Origin of the sequence: Dyella kyungheensis (genome assembly GCF_049913195.1) — a bacterium.
GTDB lineage: Bacteria > Pseudomonadota > Gammaproteobacteria > Xanthomonadales > Rhodanobacteraceae > Dyella > Dyella kyungheensis.
Genome location: NZ_CP183983.1, coordinates 757516 through 774598, shown reverse-complemented (window position 1 = coordinate 774598; position 17083 = coordinate 757516). Strand labels below are relative to the sequence as shown.

17 protein-coding genes are annotated in these 17083 nt (G+C 65.4%); 6 read left to right on the top strand and 11 right to left on the bottom strand.

Going from position 1 to position 17083, the window contains the following annotated elements:
• Positions 1-471 precede the first annotated feature (471 nt).
• Positions 472-657 carry a hypothetical protein gene (locus tag ACN9MB_RS03235; protein ID WP_204636648.1) on the bottom strand — a complete coding sequence of 62 codons (186 nt, stop codon included), beginning with the start codon at positions 655-657 and terminating at the stop codon, positions 472-474.
• 116 nt (positions 658-773) lie between these two features.
• The gene (locus ACN9MB_RS03230) at positions 774-971 is read right to left on the bottom strand and encodes a rubredoxin (protein ID WP_102301013.1); all 198 of its coding nucleotides are present in this window, start codon (positions 969-971) and stop codon (positions 774-776) included.
• Between the two features lie 94 nt (positions 972-1065).
• Here ACN9MB_RS03230 and thiE point away from each other — a divergent pair, with 94 nt between their 5' ends.
• Both thiE and hemL read left to right on the top strand, forming a co-directional pair.
• Positions 1066-1689 carry a thiamine phosphate synthase gene (thiE, locus tag ACN9MB_RS03225; protein WP_426270766.1) on the top strand — a complete coding sequence of 208 codons (624 nt, stop codon included), beginning with the start codon at positions 1066-1068 and terminating at the stop codon, positions 1687-1689.
• Between the two features lie 10 nt (positions 1690-1699).
• Positions 1700-2986 carry a glutamate-1-semialdehyde 2,1-aminomutase gene (gene hemL, locus ACN9MB_RS03220; RefSeq protein WP_426270765.1) on the top strand — a complete coding sequence of 429 codons (1287 nt, stop codon included), beginning with the start codon at positions 1700-1702 and terminating at the stop codon, positions 2984-2986.
• Positions 2987-3038: 52 nt separating this feature from the next.
• On the opposite strand, the gene ACN9MB_RS03215 is transcribed toward hemL, so the two are convergent.
• From ACN9MB_RS03215 to ACN9MB_RS03180, 8 genes are all read right to left on the bottom strand, one after another.
• Complete coding sequence (locus tag ACN9MB_RS03215; RefSeq protein WP_426270764.1) at positions 3039-4274, bottom strand: acetylornithine transaminase; 1236 nt, start codon at positions 4272-4274, stop codon at positions 3039-3041.
• An 891-nt stretch (positions 4275-5165) separates the two neighbouring features.
• Positions 5166-6506: a sigma-54 dependent transcriptional regulator gene (locus ACN9MB_RS03210; protein WP_204636652.1), complete on the bottom strand. Its 1341-nt coding sequence runs from the start codon at positions 6504-6506 to the stop codon at positions 5166-5168.
• Positions 6507-6812: 306 nt separating this feature from the next.
• Complete coding sequence (locus ACN9MB_RS03205) at positions 6813-7232, bottom strand: VOC family protein (RefSeq protein ID WP_426270763.1); 420 nt, start codon at positions 7230-7232, stop codon at positions 6813-6815.
• On the bottom strand, positions 7229-7684 hold the full coding sequence (locus ACN9MB_RS03200; RefSeq protein WP_426270762.1) for an HIT family protein: 456 nt from the start codon (positions 7682-7684) through the stop codon (positions 7229-7231). The genes ACN9MB_RS03205 and ACN9MB_RS03200 overlap by 4 nt, the downstream gene beginning before the upstream one ends.
• A 5-nt stretch (positions 7685-7689) precedes the next feature.
• Positions 7690-8508: an SDR family oxidoreductase gene (locus ACN9MB_RS03195; RefSeq protein WP_426270761.1), complete on the bottom strand. Its 819-nt coding sequence runs from the start codon at positions 8506-8508 to the stop codon at positions 7690-7692.
• 68 nt (positions 8509-8576) lie between these two features.
• On the bottom strand, positions 8577-9179 hold the full coding sequence (locus ACN9MB_RS03190) for an LON peptidase substrate-binding domain-containing protein (RefSeq protein WP_204636656.1): 603 nt from the start codon (positions 9177-9179) through the stop codon (positions 8577-8579).
• Between the two features lie 117 nt (positions 9180-9296).
• A complete protein-coding gene (gene mpl, locus ACN9MB_RS03185) occupies positions 9297-10652 on the bottom strand; it encodes a UDP-N-acetylmuramate:L-alanyl-gamma-D-glutamyl-meso-diaminopimelate ligase (protein ID WP_426270760.1) in 1356 nt (451 codons plus the stop codon).
• 79 nt (positions 10653-10731) lie between these two features.
• On the bottom strand, positions 10732-11316 hold the full coding sequence (locus ACN9MB_RS03180; protein WP_204636658.1) for an adenylate kinase: 585 nt from the start codon (positions 11314-11316) through the stop codon (positions 10732-10734).
• A gap of 223 nt (positions 11317-11539) precedes the next feature.
• Between ACN9MB_RS03180 and ACN9MB_RS03175 the strand changes: the two genes are divergently transcribed.
• Entirely contained in the window at positions 11540-11968 is a 429-nt protein-coding gene (locus ACN9MB_RS03175; RefSeq protein ID WP_426270759.1) for a VOC family protein, read from the top strand.
• 25 nt (positions 11969-11993) lie between these two features.
• Positions 11994-13274, top strand: coding sequence for a 6-phosphofructokinase (locus ACN9MB_RS03170; RefSeq protein ID WP_426271878.1), 1281 nt, complete (start codon positions 11994-11996; stop codon positions 13272-13274).
• A gap of 4 nt (positions 13275-13278) precedes the next feature.
• On the opposite strand, the gene ACN9MB_RS03165 is transcribed toward ACN9MB_RS03170, so the two are convergent.
• Positions 13279-14046: an alpha/beta hydrolase gene (locus ACN9MB_RS03165; protein WP_239535878.1), complete on the bottom strand. Its 768-nt coding sequence runs from the start codon at positions 14044-14046 to the stop codon at positions 13279-13281.
• Positions 14047-14214: 168 nt separating this feature from the next.
• Between ACN9MB_RS03165 and ACN9MB_RS03160 the strand changes: the two genes are divergently transcribed.
• Positions 14215-14619, top strand: coding sequence for an RcnB family protein (locus ACN9MB_RS03160; RefSeq protein WP_204636660.1), 405 nt, complete (start codon positions 14215-14217; stop codon positions 14617-14619).
• A 302-nt stretch (positions 14620-14921) separates the two neighbouring features.
• The gene (locus ACN9MB_RS03155) at positions 14922-16970 is read left to right on the top strand and encodes a sodium-translocating pyrophosphatase (RefSeq protein ID WP_426270758.1); all 2049 of its coding nucleotides are present in this window, start codon (positions 14922-14924) and stop codon (positions 16968-16970) included.
• The last annotated feature ends 113 nt before the right edge of the window (positions 16971-17083 follow it).

The window sequence follows — 17083 nt, the reverse complement described above, 5'->3', positions numbered from 1 at the left end:
CTTAGGTTAGACGCTTGCATTAATTGGACATTCAATCGTCCATCGCAAGACGCCCACACAAGTCACCTGCGCACACTGTCAAAGATCTCAATCACTTGCCGAACGTTGCCGTTTCAGCGCTGGAACATTTCGTCCCGAGTGAGCCGCTCATCTTACATCATCTTTCCGGTCCGTCAACACCTCAGCGTGAATCTTTTTTGCTGTGGGTTTTCAGTGGAACCCCGTTGAAGAGCGTGTCGTCCGGGGAGGAGCGAAACTATAGCGTCCCTCCTCAGGGTTGGGAAGGGGTCTATACGAATTTTTTTCACTGCGATGACAGAGATTCCGTCGTGACGCCGGCATAGAGACCTTTCCGGCGCCTAAGAACCGCCCGTTACAGCGTTTGGACCGTTCCCATGCAAGAAGAGCCGGCCGCGTTGTGGCGCGGCCGGCTCTTTGCGTTCATCTGTTCTTGGTTCGCAGTCCCAGGCGTTACGTCCGGGCCCCTCCCGCCCGTGTCGGGGCGACGGGGCCGGTCGGGGCGTCCTGCCCGGTTCCGTGATCGTTGGCCGCCAGGTCATGCCGGCAGGGAACGCCGACGTGATAGGGGATGAGGGATTCGGGACTGAGCCTTTCCAGGATGTCCCACTCGTCTTCGAACGGAATGAACTGCTGCATGGCGCTGCTCCTGCCTGGGTTGCGCGTTTTCTCCGACGCGCAGGAGCATCTAAGCAAACGGCCCGGTCCGTACGATGACGGATTCGGGCCGTTTGAGGGCAAGGCGGAGCTGGAAATCAGTCGATTTCGATCATCTCGAAGTCTTCCTTGGTCGCGCCGCAGTCGGGGCACGTCCAGGTATCGGGAACGTCGGCCCAACGCGTACCGGGCTCGATACCTTCATCGGGCAGGCCCAGCGCCTCTTCATAGATGAAGCCGCAGACGACACACATCCATTTGCGCAGGGTGCCGGTTTCGTTGGTGCTCTGATTCATCGTCAATGGCTTGCTATGGAGAATAAGTGGGGCATTCTCGCAACTCCCCCGCCGATGCGAAAGCGTATGGCGCAGTTCTCCAGGACAAATTGGCATGCGTGAAAAACTCCAGGGCCGTGGCCTTTACGTGATTACCGATGGCCCCCGCCCCGACCTGGTCCCGGTCGTGGCGCAGGCGCTGGCGGGCGGCGCCCGGCTGCTGCAATACCGCGACAAGACCCGCGACCACGAGCGCCGCCTCACCGAAGCCCGCGCGATACGCGCCCTTTGCGCCGCCCGGCAGGTGCCGATGATCGTCAACGACGACGTGGCGCTGGCCCAGGCGGCGGGCGCCGCGGGCGTGCATCTGGGCGAGGAGGATGGTGATGTGGCCGCCGCCCGCGCCGTGCTGGGGCAGGACGCCATCATCGGCGTGTCCTGCTACGACTCCCTCGATCGCGCCCGCCATCTCGCCGCCGAAGGGGCCGACTACATCGCCTTCGGCGCGTTCTTCCCCTCGCCCACCAAGCCGCATGCACGGCGCGCGTCGTTCGAGCTGCTGCGACAGTCCGCCGCGCTGGGCATCCCGCGTGTGGCGATCGGGGGCATCACGCCAGACAATGGCGGATCGCTGATCGATGCCGGCGCCGACTATCTCGCCGTGATCTCGGCCGTCTTCGGCGATCCCGATGTCCGCGGTGCGGCTATGCGGTTCGCCCAACTTTTCACTTCGCCTTGAGACACCCACGATGACCACCAACCACGAACTCTTCCAGCGCGCGCAGCAGTTGATGCCCGGCGGCGTGAACTCACCGGTGCGCGCCTTCAAGTCGGTGGGCGGCGAGCCGTTCTTCACGGCTCGCGCGGATGGCGCCTACCTGTGGGATGTCGAAGGCAAGCGCTATGTCGACTACGTAGGTTCCTGGGGACCGATGATCGTGGGCCACAACCATCCGCATGTGCGCGAAGCGGTGGAGCGCGCGGTAAAGAACGGTCTCTCGTATGGCACGCCCTGCCCCGCCGAAGTCACCATGGCGGAAACCATCACGCGGCTGATCCCGTCGATCGACATGGTGCGCATGGTCAATTCCGGCACGGAGGCGACCATGTCGGCGATTCGTCTCGCGCGCGGCGCCACGGGCCGCAACCTGATCGTGAAGTTCGAAGGCTGCTATCACGGCCATGGCGACAGCTTCCTGGTGAAGGCGGGCTCCGGCGCACTCACCTTCGGCGTGCCGACCTCGCCGGGCGTGCCCAAGGCGAATGCCGACCTGACGCTCACGCTCGCCTATAACGATCTGGAGGCCGCGGCGCGCTTGTTCGATGAGCACGGCCACGACATCGCCGGCCTGATCATCGAGCCGGTGGCCGGCAACATGAACTGCATTCCGCCGAAGGATGGCTATCTGCAGGGCTTGCGCGAGTTGTGCACGAAGCACGGCGCACTGCTGATCTTCGACGAAGTGATGACCGGTTTCCGCGTGGCTCTCGGTGGCGCGCAGGCGTATTACGGCGTGACGCCGGATCTGACCACGTTCGGCAAGATCATCGGCGGCGGCATGCCGGTGGGTGCGTACGGCGGCCGTCGTGATCTGATGCAGCAGATCGCGCCGGCGGGGCCGATTTATCAGGCCGGTACGCTTTCCGGCAATCCGGTGGCCATGGCCGCCGGCCTGGCGATGCTGGAATTGATCCAGGCGCCGGGCTTCTACGATCAACTCGCCGCCCGCACGCGTTTGCTCACCGATGGCCTGCAGGCCGTGGCGGACGGTGAAGGCGTGGCCTTCAGCACGAATCGCGTGGGCGGCATGTTCGGCCTGTTCTTCACCCAGGAAAAAGTGGAGAGCTACGCCCAGGCGACGGCGGCGGACACGGCCATGTTCAACCGCTTCTTCCACGGCATGCTGGAGCGCGGCGTCTACCTCGCGCCGTCGGCGTTCGAGGCTGGCTTCGTTTCCAGTGCGCACAGCGAACAGGACCTTGCCGACACGCTGGAAGCCGCGCGCGGTGCGCTTCGCGCCGCACGAGCAGGCTGAGAGAGCCTCGACATGCGCTCCTGAAGGCAGGAGCGCATGCTTGGCAGGTCGGCTAGCCCGCGGCGAAACTGCGCAATGCAGCTTCGAGGCGTGAGAGGCCTTCGGCGAGGTCTTCGTCGCTGATGTTGAGAGCCGGCACGAAACGCAGCACGTCCGGACCGGCCTGCAGCACCAGCAGGCCGTGGGCAGCGGCGTGATCGAGGATGGCGCCCGCCTTGCCCTTGTTCGCCTCGTTCAGCACCGCGCCAAGCATCAGGCCGCGGCCGCGCACTTCATCGAACAGGGATAGCGACGCATTGATGCGCGCCAGGCCATCGCGCAAGGCCTGCGACTGGCGCGCCACGTTGGCCAGCAACTCCGGTGAGGACAGTTTGCGCAGCGCCACGCGCGCCACGGCGGCCGCGAGCGGATTGCCGCCGAAAGTGGTGCCGTGCGCGCCGAACTGCATCACCTCGGCGACCTTCGGGCCGGCCAGCATGGCGCCGATGGGGAAGCCGCAGCCCAGGGCCTTGGCCAGGGTGACGATGTCCGGCTTGGCGCCGTCCTGCACATAGGCGAACAAGGTGCCGGTGCGGCCCATGCCGCTCTGGATTTCATCGAGCACCAGCAGCGCGTTGTATTGATCGCACAGTTCACGCACGCGCTGGACGAAACCGGGGGCGGCCGGCAGCACGCCGCCCTCGCCCTGGACGGGCTCGAGCATCACGGCGGCTACGTCGCCCTGGGCGAACGCTGCCTCCAGCGCGGGCACGTCGTTGAAATCGAGATAACGGAAGCCGCCGGGCAGCGGCTCGTAGCCTTCCTGGTACTTCGGCTGCGCGGTCGCCGTGACGGCGGCCAGCGTGCGGCCGTGGAAGGAGCCGCGGAAGGTGACGATGACGCGCTTATCGGCCGCGCGGCCCTGCGACGACGCCCACTTGCGCACCAGCTTGATCGCCGCTTCGTTCGCTTCGGTGCCGGAGTTGCACAGGAACACGCGTTCGGCAAAACCGGAGGCGGATACCAGTTCCTCGGCCAGGCGCAACGGCGGTTCGCTGTAGAACACGTTGCTGGTGTGCCACAGCTTGTGCGCCTGCGTGGTGAGCGCTTCGAGCAGATCCGGGTCCTGATGGCCGAGCGCATTCACCGCGATGCCTGCGCCGAAATCGACGTAGTCGCGGCCCTGCGTATCCCACACGCGCGCGCCCTTGCCGTGGTCCAGCACCACATCGCGCGGTCGATACACCGGCAACCAGTAGCGCTTGCCAAGATCGATCAGGGACTGGGCGGACGGGTCTTGCGCGTGCATGTGGTACTCCGGGCATCGTCGGCGACGACACCATGCTCAAGAAGAATTCGGGGATGGGGATACGCCGCAAGCCGCGGCGTTCGCGCATCCTAAGACCTGCGAACCGGCTTTGCACGGCTCCGCGACGCCCAGGACTGGCGCAATCTCCTTGCGCTCCCATCGCTCGACGACGTGCGGGCCCCTGCACCGATCGAGTGTGACATTTCGCCTGTCCGCTGTTACGTCCCTGACACAGGTTGCCGAAACGGCGCAACCGCAGGTGTTAAGCGCCCCCCAGAGCACTGATTTCGGGTCCGGCCTGTAACGCGTTCAGCACGGTTGAAAATGGGCCAGTTCCCCGTAAAGCCGCGAAAACCCGCGTTTTCCAGCCATTGCAGGGGTTTGGCACGACGATTGCACTCTTTACCCCGTACAGGCGGGAAGGGGGATGGGCCAGCTGCGACGACAACGCGCCGAACACCGCGATACGGACTTTCGCGGCGACAGGATGGCGACGCTCCTGGGTGGCCTGGGGGCAATGTCGGCACGCAACTCGCAGCTGGCCATCGGAAACACCCTTCCCCGTTTCTCTCGCTTAGCGCGAGAGGACGCCTAAAGCATTCCGCCGCAAGGCGGTGATGAGGGCGGTAACCCGGCAACCCCTGTGGCCGGGGCACCAATGGAAGCCCCCGACCCGACCCCTGCGGGTCGGGGGCCTTCCTTTCTCGGGCAGGTTTCCACCATCCACATCTTCCCCACGGCCGAACTCGACCGGGGTGAGCGGCGGGTGCTTGCGTTCAAATGATTGGCTAGGCGCCCAACCGATCATGCAAGAGCGAGCATCCGCCGCTCATCCCGGCAAGTAGGCCAGCATGTTTTCGGGGATCGCCCCCTAGGGCGTTTGGACGTCCGCTATCGCAGCTCGTCGAGCGCGAGCTGGTGCTTCTTGCACAGGCGATAGATGGTCACGCGCGACACCTTAAGGCGACGCGCGCATTCACTCACATTGAAACGGCTCTCGCGCAGGCAGGCGATCACGGCATCGCGCTCGGCCGCCACGCGGGTGCTGCCCAGGCTCGATCGCGCCGCCTGCTTGGTGAGCACGTCGGCCAAGTCGAGATCGTTGACGCTGATCAGCGCATCTTCCGCCACCACGGCAGCGCGCTGCACACGGTTGAGCAATTCGCGCACGTTGCCGGGCCAGCTGAAGTCGAGCATCGCGCGTCGCGCACCGGCACTGAACGCGCGGGCACGGCTGGCATGCTGATCGCGGAACGCGTCGAGGAATTTCTGCGCCAGCAGCACCACGTCGTCTTCGCGTTCGCGCAACGGCGGCATGCGAAGGCGAAGCACGTTGAGTCGATAGTAGAGATCTTCGCGGAAGCGGCCTTGTTCCACCGCCTTTTCGAGATCCACGTGGGTGGCGGCCAGCACGCGCACATCCAGCTTGATCAGCTGGCTGCTGCCCACGCGCTCCAGTGTGCCTTCCTGCAGGAAGCGCAACAGGCTGGTCTGCGCGTCGAGCGGGAGATCGCCCACTTCATCGAGGAATACGGTGCCGCCCGCTGCCGTTTCGAAATGGCCGATGCGGCGCGCGTTGGCGCCGGTGAATGCGCCACGTTCGTGACCGAACAATTCGGACTGCACCAGGTTCGGTGGCAAGGCACCGCAGTTGATCGCCGCGAACGGACGATCGGCGCGCGCAGACAAACTGTGCAGCGCACGCGCAGCCACTTCCTTGCCGGTACCGGTTTCGCCGGTGATCAACACGGGCAACTCGACCGGCGCGTACTTGCGCACGCTGGCCACGACCGCGCCAATGGCGGCACTGCGGCCGGTGACGCCGACGTCGCCCGGATCGGCCGCACGCGGCTGGTCGCCGCCGATGCGGGCGAGCGCTTCGACCAGACGATCCACGTCCACCGGCGTGGCGAAGTATTCGATGCTTGCTTCGAGCACGCGATCGATCAGCGGCTCGTGCACCGACATGGCTGGCGGAATGAGCGCCACCCACGGCAACCAGGGATGATCGGCCATCAGCTGAGCCATGGCCTGGGCAGATGCAGTATCGCCGTGCCTAAGGTCGGCCAGCGCCACCACCGTATCGTTGTTACGCATGCCCACGCCGCCCTGAGTGCCGGCGTCGGCCACGCGGATAATCCATCCCGCCTCCGCCAACCCTGCCCGCTCATCGCTAGCCGGTTGACCAAACCAGACGACGCATCGCCTGGCTTCCTCCCTCAATACAGCCATGGTTCCCTCCCCCAACCCCAAGGGGTCACAGGTTTCGGCCGGTCATTGCCATGTCCTATGGCTACCCCCCGGTTACCACGCCCGTCGCGCCAAGCTAACCCGCGACCGCTACAAAAATGTGATATGGGTCACACAATATACAACTCTGCGTCTCACAGTCACCCTACAAATGGATCAGCGGCTTCGGACAGAAGCCGGAGGCACAAAGATGAGGTAGCACCAATGGCCTAGGGACCTTCGGCCCAGGCCAGGACCTTGCCAACCGAGCCCCGAGGCCACTATGCAAGCCAGGCGACAGCCTTGGGCCTACCAGACCCCGGTGTTGGGCATCGATGCCCAGGGTTCCTGCGGCGGGAGATGGCCGTCCTGCAGTAATTCCACCGAGATCAGGTCCGGCGAGCGTACGAAAGCCATGTGTCCGTCGCGTGGCGGTCGGTTGATGGTGTAGCCCATCGACTGCAGGTGCGCGCAGGTCTGGTAGATGTCGTCCACGCGGAACGCGAGGTGGCCGAAATTGCGGGCGCTGCCGTAATCCTCTGTGGAAGCCCAGTTGTAGGTCAGCTCGACTTCCGCCTCGGGCGAATCGGGCGCGGCAAGAAACACCAGGGTGAACTTGCCGGCGGCATTCTCCATGCGGCGCATTTCCTTCAGGCCCAGGCCTTCGCAGAAGAAACGCAGGCTAGCGTCGATGTCGCGAACGCGGATCATCGTGTGCAGGTATTTCATGAACTACTCCGTGGCGTGGGGACGCCGTGATCGTGGGGAAGAAAACGCTGGATGCATTGCGCCAGGTCATGGAGCTCGGCGCGCGACGACGGCGACGGCGCACCGTGCGTATAGACGCGCAACAGACCATCGGCCACACGACGTGGCTGCACATGCAGGTGAAAGTGCGGCACTTCCTGGCCGGCCGCCGCACCGTTGGATTGCCACAGGTTGAGGCCCGCCGGATGAAACGCCTCGCGCAGTGCGTTCGCCACGCGCACGCCCAGCTGCATCACGTCGCCGGCAAGCTCGGGGCCGATCGCGTAGATATCTTCCACGTGACGTTTCGGCACGACGAGTACATGACCGGGCACCGCCTGGCGAATATCGAGAAACGCCAGCGCATGCTCCGTTTGCGCCACCACGCTGGCGTCCAGACGGCCGGCGACGATCTCGCAGAACGGACAGGACACCGCGCTCAGTCCAGGAACAGATCGGGCAAGGGTCGTTGCGAGGCATCCATCGCGTACCAGGTGAAGTCGGTGACACCCGCCTCGTGCAACACGTCTTCATCGATCAGGAAGTTGCCGGCGAAGCCTTTCGCTTCACGCGTGAGCACGGCATGCGCAGCGTCGGCGACGATGGTCGGCTTGCGGCAACGATCCAGCGGTACACCGGGAATCATGTTGAGCGCATCGGTGGCAATGATGGTGCGCGGCCACAACGCGTTGACGGCGATGCCCTGGCTGCCCAGTTCGCCCGCCAGGCCGAGTGTCACGAAGCTCATGCCCATCTTGGCCAGCGTGTAACCGGTGTGCGGCGTCCACCATTTCGGATCGAGCGACGGCGGCGGCGCCAGCGTCAGGATGTGCGGATTCCCGGCCTTGAGCAGATGCGGCAGGCAGACCTGGGCGCACAGGAAACTGCCGCGCGCATTCACTTGCTGCATCAGGTCGAAGCGCTTCATCGGCGTGTCGGCGAGGCCGGCCAGCCAGATGGCGCTCGCGTTGTTGACCAGGATGTCGATGCCGCCGAAGCGCTCCACCGTGGCGGCCACGGCGGCCTTCACTTCATCTTCTTCGCGGATATCGCACTTGATCGGCAAGGCCTTGCCGCCGGCCGCTTCGATCTCCTGCGCCGCGCTGAAAATGGTGCCCGGCAGGCGCGGGTTCGGCACGCTGCTCTTGGCCGCAATGGCGATGTTGGCCCCGTCTTGCGCGGCACGCAGCGCAATGGCCAGGCCGATCCCGCGTGAAGCACCGGTGATGAAGAGGGTCTTGCCGGCCAGGCTGCTCATGGGGTCTCACCTCGATCTTGGAAGCGAGAGTGTAGAAGCGCGCCCCGCGGGCGAAAAGTGAAAGCGTTCTACGCGCGCTGGAAACGCGGAAGAATGTCGCGCAGCTCAGCGAGGCGTTGCACGGGATCGGTGAGCTCGAGCAGGCGCTGTTGTTCGTCCGTCTGCAACGGCAGCAATTCGGCCAAGCGGAAGCCAAGCCAGCTGGCGTCGTCGTACAGGTGACGCGGCGCATGCCGCCACTGCGGCGCCAGATTTTCGATCAGGCGTTCCAGAATCGATTGCAGCAGGGCCAGTTCCACCGGCACTTCGTGGGTGGGTTCGGTGGGCCACATCTCCACATCGCCGCGCACCAGGCCATCCGAACGAACGCGCGTGCGAGTGACGCGGAAACGCTCGCCCCCTTCGGCCAGGATGCCGAGCAGGCCGTCTTCGCGATTGTGGAAATCGACGATGCGCGCCAGCGTGCCCACCGCGGCAGGCAGGGCCGGGGCACCGGCTTCCTGGCCTTGCAGGATCAGGCACACGCCGAAGGAGCTGCCCGTGCGTGCGCACTCGCGAACCATGTCCAGATAGCGCGGCTCGAAGATGCGCAGGGACAGCTGCCCGCCGGGATACAGCACGGTGCCGAGCGGGAACAGCGGCAGGTCGAGGGACGGGGTGTTGGCGGCCATGCGCTGAGTTTAGCTGCACACTGAAACGGTCGGAGCGCACTTTGTGCGCGACTGTTCCGCTCTGTCGATGTGCCTGTCGCGCACAAGTGCGCTCCCACAGGGAGAATTGAGGGAACGCTACGACTTGATGGCTTCGGCGAAGCGGCGCGGTGCGCCTTCGAAGCCGCCGTTGGACATGAAGACCACGTGGTCGCCGGCGCGCACTTCGCGGCGCAAGGCGTCGATCAAGGCGTCCACGGTTGGCACCGCGCTGCCCCGGCCGTTCAAGGCTGCCGTCACGCGACCGGCATCCCAGGCGAGTTCCGGGCGATGCAGGAAGACCACCGCGTCCGCGTCGGCCAGCGAAGGCGCCAGCGCCTCGGCGTGGGCGCCCAGGCGCATCGAATTGGAGCGCGGTTCCAGCGCGACCACGATGCGCGCCTTGCCGACCTTGGCCCGCAAGCCGGCCAGCGTGGTGGCGATGGCGGTCGGGTGATGGGCGAAATCGTCGTACACGCGCACGCCGTTCGCTTCGCCGACGATTTCCATGCGGCGCTTCACGCTCTGGAAACCGGCGAACGCAGGCAGCAGCGCACGTGGATCGGCACCTGCCGCGGTGGCCGCAGCGAGCGCTGCCAGCGCGTTCATGACGCTGTGGTTGCCGAGCAGCGGCCAGCGAATCTCGCCGATCAGTTCGCCGCCGCGGCGCACTGCGAAGGCGGAACCGTCGGCCTCGATCAGCTCGGCCTGCCAGTCGCCCTTCCCGATGCCGAAGGTCTCCACCGGCGTCCAGCAGCCCATCGCCAGCACTTCGGCGAGATGGTGATCGTGCGCGTTGACGATCAGGCGTCCATTGCCCGGCACGGTGCGCACGAGATGATGGAACTGGCGCTGGATCGCCGCGACGTCGGGGAAGATGTCCGCGTGGTCGTATTCGAGGTTGTTGAGGATCGCGATGCGCGGACGGTAGTGCACGAACTTCGAGCGTTTGTCGAAGAACGCGCTGTCGTATTCGTCGGCCTCGATCACGAACGGCTTGCCACCGCCCACGCGTGCCGACACGTCGAAATTGCCGGGCACGCCGCCGATCAGAAAGCCGGGCGACAAGCCCGCGCTTTCCAGCAGGTGCGCCAGCAGGCTGGTGGTGGTGGTCTTGCCGTGCGTGCCCGCCACGGCCAGCACTTCGCGGCCCGGCAGCAAGGTCTCGCCCAGCCACTGTGGACCGGAGATGTAGCGCAGCTGCGCGTCGAGCATGTATTCCACGGCCGGGTTGCCGCGCGTCATCGCGTTGCCCACCACGACCAGATCGGGCGCGGGCTTGAGATGGTCGGCCTGGTAGCCGTTCATCAGGCCGATGCCCAACGCTTCGAGCTGAGTGCTCATGGGCGGATAGACATTGGCGTCGGAACCCTCGACGGTGAAGCCGAGCTCGCGAGCCAAAGCGGCGACGCCGCCCATGAAGGTGCCGCAGATGCCGAGGATGTGCAGACGCATGGGTAACCTGTTCGATGTGACCCGACGGCACGATGCGCCGGCCCAAAAACATCGGGCCGCCTGACGGCGGCCCGGCGTGTCAGCCGTTGGCGGCGGCCGACTCGGTGGTCAGCGCACGCTTGACGCGAGCGGTGACTTCGTTGAGTTCACCCACGCCATCGACCACCTGCAGCTTGCCGCGGCGGGCGAAGAAGTCGGCGACCGGCGCCGTCTGCTCGGCGTAGACCTTGAGGCGATCGCGCACCACCGCCGGATCGTCGTCCTTGCGGTGCTCAGCGGCGAAACGGATCTCGCAGCGGCCGATGATCACTTCGTTGGGCACGTCGAGCTTCACCACGGCGTCCAGCGGCTGGCCGATTTTGGCCAGCAGATGATCGAGCGCGTCGGCCTGGGCCAGGTTGCGCGGATAGCCGTCGAGAATGAAGCCACCCTTCACGTCGTCCTGCGAGAGACGCTCTTCCAGCATGGCCAGCAGGATATCGTCGGAGACGAGGTTGCCCGCATCCATCACCGCTTTCGCCTTCAGACCCGTCGGCGTGCCAGCCGCCACCGCCGCGCGAAGCATGTCGCCGGTCGAGATGTGCGGGACGCCGAGTTCCACCTTCAGACGCGCAGCCTGGGTGCCTTTGCCCGAACCGGGCGGACCGAGTAGGACGAGTCGCATAGTGCTCCAAGGCATCCGCGGACCACGCACGCTGCAGGGCCCGATGGATGCAAGAAAATTGGCGTTCAAGTTAACTTCTGCGGACGGTAACGTCAAACCGAGAAGGCAGCGCAAAAACGGCAAGTAGTTGTTGCGAAAAGAGTTAACTGTGACACGTTAGCGTCACAAGGACGCGGCTCGCGCGCCGGATTAAGCTTTTCAGCTCCATTCCGAGGAAAACGCCATGTCAGTCCCGCGGATCCACATCGTCACCCTGGGCGTCGGCGACCTGTCCCGTTCGCGTCGCTTCTACGAGGCCTGGGGCTGGAAGGCCTCCTCAGTCAGCAACGAGAACATCGTCTTTCTCAAGGGCGCCGCCGGGGTTCTCGCGCTGTACGGGCGCGACGCCCTGGCCGAGGATGCGCTGGCCGAAGACCTGCCTACCGGCTTCTCCGCCATCACGCTGGCCCGCAATGCCAGCTCGAAGGAAGAAGTCGACGCCTGGTTCGCCACCGCGCTCGCCGCCGGCGCCCGCGAACTGAAGACGCCGCAGGAAGCGTTCTGGGGCGGCTACTCCGGCTACCTGGCCGATCCGGACGGTCACCTGTGGGAATTGGCGTTCAATCCGTACTTCGTGTTTGATGACCACGGCAACCTCGCCCTCCCCGATTGAGAAGCCCATGATGTCGAAAAGCATGATGTCGAAGACCAGGACGTCCCAAGCCAAGCCTTCAGGCCGTTTGCTCTACGCCCAATCCGGTGGCGTCACCGCCGTCATCAACGCGACCGCTGCCGGCGTGATCGAGGCCGCGCGTGCCAAGGGCGTGCCGGTGTACGCGGCGCACAACGGCATCCTCGGCGCGCTGCGCGAAGAGCTGATCGATACCGGCAAGGAAACCAAGGCGGCCATCGCCGCGCTGCGCCACACGCCAGGCGGCGCGTTCGGCTCGTGCCGCTACAAGCTCAAGTCGCTGGATGCCAATCGCGCCGAATACGAGCGGCTGATCGATGTGTTCCGCGCGCACGACATCCGCTGGTTCCTCTACAACGGCGGCAACGATTCGGCCGATACGGCGCTGAAGATTTCGCAGCTCGGTAAGGCGATGAACTACGACATCCGCTGCATCGGCGTGCCCAAGACGGTGGACAACGACCTGGCCGTCACCGATTGCTGCCCCGGCTTCGGTTCGGTGGCGAAGTACACCGCCGTGTCGACGCTGGAAGCGAGCCTGGACGTCGCCTCGATGGCCGATACGTCGACCAAGGTGTTCATCCTCGAAGTGATGGGCCGCCACGCCGGCTGGATCGCCGCTGCCGCAGGCCTGGCTGGCGAAGGCGCCGATGCGCCGCCGCACATCATCCTGTTTCCCGAACGCCCCTTCGACGAAGCCGCCTTCCTGGCCAAGGTGAAGGCCACGGTGGAACGCGTCGGCTGGTGCACGGTGGTCGCCTCGGAAGGGCTGCTCAACGCTGAGGGCCAGTTCCTCGCCGAAGCCGGCACGCGCGATGCGTTCGGCCACAGCCAGCTGGGCGGCGTGGCTCCCGTGCTCGCGGCGCTGGTGAAGGAGAAGCTCGGCTACAAGTATCACTGGGCGCTGCCCGACTACCTGCAGCGCTCCGCCCGCCATCTCGCCTCGAAAACCGATGCCGAGCAGGCCTACGCGGTGGGCAAGGCCGCCGTCGATTTCGCGATGGCCGGCATGAACGCGGTGATGCCGGTGATCGTGCGCACCAGCGATGCACCGTACCGCTGGAAGATCGAAGCGGCGCCGCTGTCGAAAATCGCCAACCGCGAAAAGAAGATGCCGGCCAGTTTTCTCACCCGCGACGGCTTCGGCATCACGGCGGCCGCCCGCCGCTATCTCGGCCCGCTGATCCAGGGCGAAGCGCCGCCGCCGTACGGCAAGAACGGCCTGCCGCAGTACGCCACGTTGAAGAACAGCATGGTCGCGCGCAAGCTCGAACCGTTCGCCCGCTGATCCGTCATTGAAGGAAACGCTCCAGGCTCACGCGATAGTCCGCGTGATCCTGGACGGTGTTGTGTCCTGCGTCGGCGATCACCTGAACCAGAGGCGTTTGCTTGAATGCCTTGAGCAACGCCAGCGTGCGTTCCGCCGGAATGATTTCGTCCTGTTCCGCCCGGATCACCAGCACGGGGCAGTGGATATCGTTGACGTAGCGCCATGATTCGAAGCGGTCCTGCATCAGCGCGTTCACGGGCAGCCAGGAAAAGTAGCCCGCCGCCACGCGTACCAGGCTATCGAACGGCGTGACCAGCACGAGGCGCTCCACCGGCCGGGTGGCCGCGAGTTGCGTCGCCACTCCGCTGCCCAGGCTGCGCCCCACTACCGCAATCGCGGCGTGGTCGCGCGCCACACGGTCGAACAGTGCCTGGGCATCGCCGACCAAGGCGCGTTCGCTGGGCTTGCCCTCACTGGCCCCGTAGCTGCGGTAGGGCAGCAGATAGATCGTTCGGTCCGGAAACCATTGCGACAGCGCCTGGCGGGAATCCTCGATGCGTTCGCCATTGCCGCCGAAGTAGAGCAAGGCCTTTGCACGTCCCGGGTTCACCACCCATCCGCGCAGGCGCACGCCGTCGTTGACCAGTTCGAAGTCGGGCGCCTGCTGCACGCGCCAGCTGGCTTCGGGGTGATAGATCTGCTGCCGCTGCCCCAGGTACATGGCAAGACAGATGCCGCCATAGAGCAGCACCGCAAGCGCGGCAAACACAAACACCACTCGCAACACCATCGGCGGACTCCGGTGATTTATGTACGGGGATTCAGATCGATAAGCGCCGGCTGAAAGCTTGCACGACGCTTTCGAAAAAGCACGCTCATCGTTCAGACGTAGATTTTTACGATGAAGCTGCCCGATCGATCCAGCGCCTGTGGCGGTGGCGGGCATCCGGAGGATGCAATGAAGACCCTTTCCAGTGTGTTGGTGGCCTTGGCCTTGCTCGCCGGCAGCAGCGCTGTATCGGCCGATCCCTGGCACGACCACGATCGGGGACACGGCCGCGACGATCGCCACGACCGCGGCAACCATTATGACAACCGGGGTCGCCACGACCGCGATGGCTGGCACGACCGCGATCGCCATGGCGGCTGGGACCGCCGCTACTACAGCGACCGCGGTTATTACGGCCGCCCGCATCGTTGGGAACGCGGCTACCGCTATGACGGCCCGATGTACATCGTGAACGACTATCGCGGCTACCGCCTCGCCCCGCCGCCCTACGGCTACCGCTGGGTGCGCAACGACGGCAACTTCCTGCTGGTCTCCATCGGCGACAGCATGATCCTGGATCTGGTCATCCGTTGATCGGCAGCTAGCGAGGCATCGCGCCTCCCGGCTGCCAGCCCAAGCTGAAATACGGACGGGCCGCTGCGGTGCACGCAGCGGCCCGTCTGCGTGGGTCCGCTCGAAACCCGAGCTTGATGCAGGCAGCCGAGCGACAGATCGCCGATTCACCGCCGGCAAACCTCAGCCCGTTGCGCCGCACAACACGCCTGTCGTCAACCTCTGTCTATACTCCGGGGGACCGCCCTTCTCAGGGCGGCCGCCGTATCGGGGGTGCCGATGGGTGGTCCCGGTGCATTGTTACCATTCCCGGGGAGGCTCCGATGCTGCAGCAGTATGGCTTGTGGATCGTGCTGGCATGTGCGGTTCTGGCGGTTCTTTATGGCGCAGTCTCTGTGCGCTGGATCTTGGCGCAGTCGCCTGGCAACGCACGCATGCAAGAGATCGCCGCCGCGATCCAGGAAGGTGCGAAGGCTTATCTCAATCGCCAGTACGCCACCATCGGCGCGGTTGGCCTCGTATTGTTCCTGGTGATCGGCTTTGCGTTGAACTGGGGAACCGGCATTGGTTTCGCGGTTGGCGCGATTCTCTCGGGCGCCACCGGCTACATCGGCATGAACGTCTCGGTGCGCGCCAACGTGCGCACTGCCGAGGCCGCACGCCGGGGCCTGGCCGCAGCGCTCAACGTGGCGTTCCGCGGTGGTGCCATCACCGGCATGCTGGTGGTGGGACTGGCCCTGCTGGGCGTCACCGGCTACTACGTGGCCTTGGGCCACATGGGCTACGAGACCATGCAGGCGCTGCATGCGCTGGTAGGCCTGGCGTTCGGCTCCTCGCTCATTTCGATCTTCGCGCGCCTGGGCGGCGGCATCTTCACCAAGGGCGCGGATGTGGGCGCCGACCTGGTGGGCAAGGTGGAGGCGGGCATTCCCGAAGATGATCCGCGCAACCCGGCCGTGATCGCCGACAACGTGGGCGACAACGTGGGCGACTGCGCCGGCATGGCCGCCGACCTGTTCGAAACCTACGCGGTGACGCTGATTGCCACCATGCTGCTGGGCGGCGTGATGGCCGAACAGACCGGCAGCAACGGCGTGCTGTATCCGCTGGTGCTCGGTGGCGCATCGATCGTGGCATCGGTGATCGGCACCTTCTTCGTGAAGGCACGCAGCGCCAAGATCATGAACGCGCTCTACACCGGCGTGGCCGTCTCGGCCGTGCTGGCCGCCATCGCGTTCTGGCCCATCACCAGCCAGCTGATGGGCGAGTCGGCCTACGGAGTGGGCCGTCTGTACGGTTGCGCGCTGATCGGCCTGGTGTTGACGGGCGCCATGGTGGTGATCACCGAGTACTACACGGCCACCGAATACAAGCCCGTGCAACACATCGCGCAATCGTCCACCACGGGTCACGCGACCAACATCATCGCGGGCCTCGGCGTGTCGATGAAATCCACCGCACTGCCGGTGCTGGCCGTGTGCGCGGCGATCTGGGGCGCGTACCAGATGGCCGGGCTCTACGGCATCGCCATCGCGGCGACGGCCATGCTCAGCATGACCGGCATGATCGTGGCATTGGACGCCTACGGTCCGATCACCGACAACGCGGGCGGTATCGCCGAGATGGCCGAGCTTCCGCCGGAAGTGCGTGGCGTGACCGATCCGCTGGATGCGGTAGGCAACACCACCAAGGCCGTCACCAAGGGTTATGCGATCGGCTCGGCCGGCCTGGCCGCACTGGTGCTGTTCGCCGACTACACGCACAACCTCAACCAGCATCTGAACCTCACCGACTTCCGCTTCGACCTCTCCAACCCGTACGTGATCATCGGCCTGCTGATCGGCGGCCTGATCCCGTATCTGTTCGCCGCCATGGCGATGGAAGCGGTGGGTCGCTCGGCCGGCGCGGTGGTGGAGGAAGTGCGCCGCCAGTTCCGCGAGATCAAGGGCATCATGGAAGGCACCACGCGTCCGGACTACTCGCGCGCGGTGGACATGCTCACCCGCTCGGCGATCAAGGAAATGCTGGTGCCGTCGCTGCTGCCGGTGCTGGTACCGGTGGTCGTGGTGTTCGGCTTCAAGTGGCTGGGCGGCGCGGAAGCCGGCGCGCAGGCGCTGGGCGGCGTGCTGATCGGCACCATCGTCACCGGCTTGTTCGTGGCCATTTCCATGACCACCGGCGGCGGTGCATGGGACAACGCCAAGAAGTACATCGAAGACGATCACTTCGGCGGCAAAGGCTCCGAGGCGCACAAGGCCGCCGTCACCGGCGACACCGTGGGCGATCCGTACAAGGACACTGCGGGTCCCGCGGTGAATCCGCTGATCAAGATCATCAACATCGTAGCTCTTTTATTGATCCCCCTGCTGTAACCGTGCAGCACGCCGCTCGATCGCCTCACGGGCGATCGTGCGAACCCGCCCGGCACATTCGCTCCCTCTCCCCGCCGGGGAGAGGGTTGGGGTGAGGGGTCACGCCCGCCTCA

Excerpts from the sequence above, each read along its gene's own strand:
- ACN9MB_RS03235 (WP_204636648.1), bottom strand. The coding sequence starts at position 657 with ATGCAGCAGTTCATTCCGTTCGAAGACGAGTGGGACATCCTGGAAAGG.
- ACN9MB_RS03230 (WP_102301013.1), bottom strand. The coding sequence starts at position 971 with ATGAATCAGAGCACCAACGAAACCGGCACCCTGCGCAAATGGATGTGT.
- thiE (WP_426270766.1), top strand. The coding sequence starts at position 1,066 with ATGCGTGAAAAACTCCAGGGCCGTGGCCTTTACGTGATTACCGATGGC.
- hemL (WP_426270765.1), top strand. The coding sequence starts at position 1,700 with ATGACCACCAACCACGAACTCTTCCAGCGCGCGCAGCAGTTGATGCCC.
- ACN9MB_RS03215 (WP_426270764.1), bottom strand. The coding sequence starts at position 4,274 with ATGCACGCGCAAGACCCGTCCGCCCAGTCCCTGATCGATCTTGGCAAG.
- ACN9MB_RS03210 (WP_204636652.1), bottom strand. The coding sequence starts at position 6,506 with ATGGCTGTATTGAGGGAGGAAGCCAGGCGATGCGTCGTCTGGTTTGGT.
- ACN9MB_RS03205 (WP_426270763.1), bottom strand. The coding sequence starts at position 7,232 with ATGAAATACCTGCACACGATGATCCGCGTTCGCGACATCGACGCTAGC.
- ACN9MB_RS03195 (WP_426270761.1), bottom strand. The coding sequence starts at position 8,508 with ATGAGCAGCCTGGCCGGCAAGACCCTCTTCATCACCGGTGCTTCACGC.
- ACN9MB_RS03190 (WP_204636656.1), bottom strand. The coding sequence starts at position 9,179 with ATGGCCGCCAACACCCCGTCCCTCGACCTGCCGCTGTTCCCGCTCGGC.
- mpl (WP_426270760.1), bottom strand. The coding sequence starts at position 10,652 with ATGCGTCTGCACATCCTCGGCATCTGCGGCACCTTCATGGGCGGCGTC.
- ACN9MB_RS03180 (WP_204636658.1), bottom strand. The coding sequence starts at position 11,316 with ATGCGACTCGTCCTACTCGGTCCGCCCGGTTCGGGCAAAGGCACCCAG.
- ACN9MB_RS03175 (WP_426270759.1), top strand. The coding sequence starts at position 11,540 with ATGTCAGTCCCGCGGATCCACATCGTCACCCTGGGCGTCGGCGACCTG.
- ACN9MB_RS03170 (WP_426271878.1), top strand. The coding sequence starts at position 11,994 with ATGTCGAAGACCAGGACGTCCCAAGCCAAGCCTTCAGGCCGTTTGCTC.
- ACN9MB_RS03165 (WP_239535878.1), bottom strand. The coding sequence starts at position 14,046 with ATGGTGTTGCGAGTGGTGTTTGTGTTTGCCGCGCTTGCGGTGCTGCTC.
- ACN9MB_RS03160 (WP_204636660.1), top strand. The coding sequence starts at position 14,215 with ATGAAGACCCTTTCCAGTGTGTTGGTGGCCTTGGCCTTGCTCGCCGGC.
- ACN9MB_RS03155 (WP_426270758.1), top strand. The coding sequence starts at position 14,922 with ATGCTGCAGCAGTATGGCTTGTGGATCGTGCTGGCATGTGCGGTTCTG.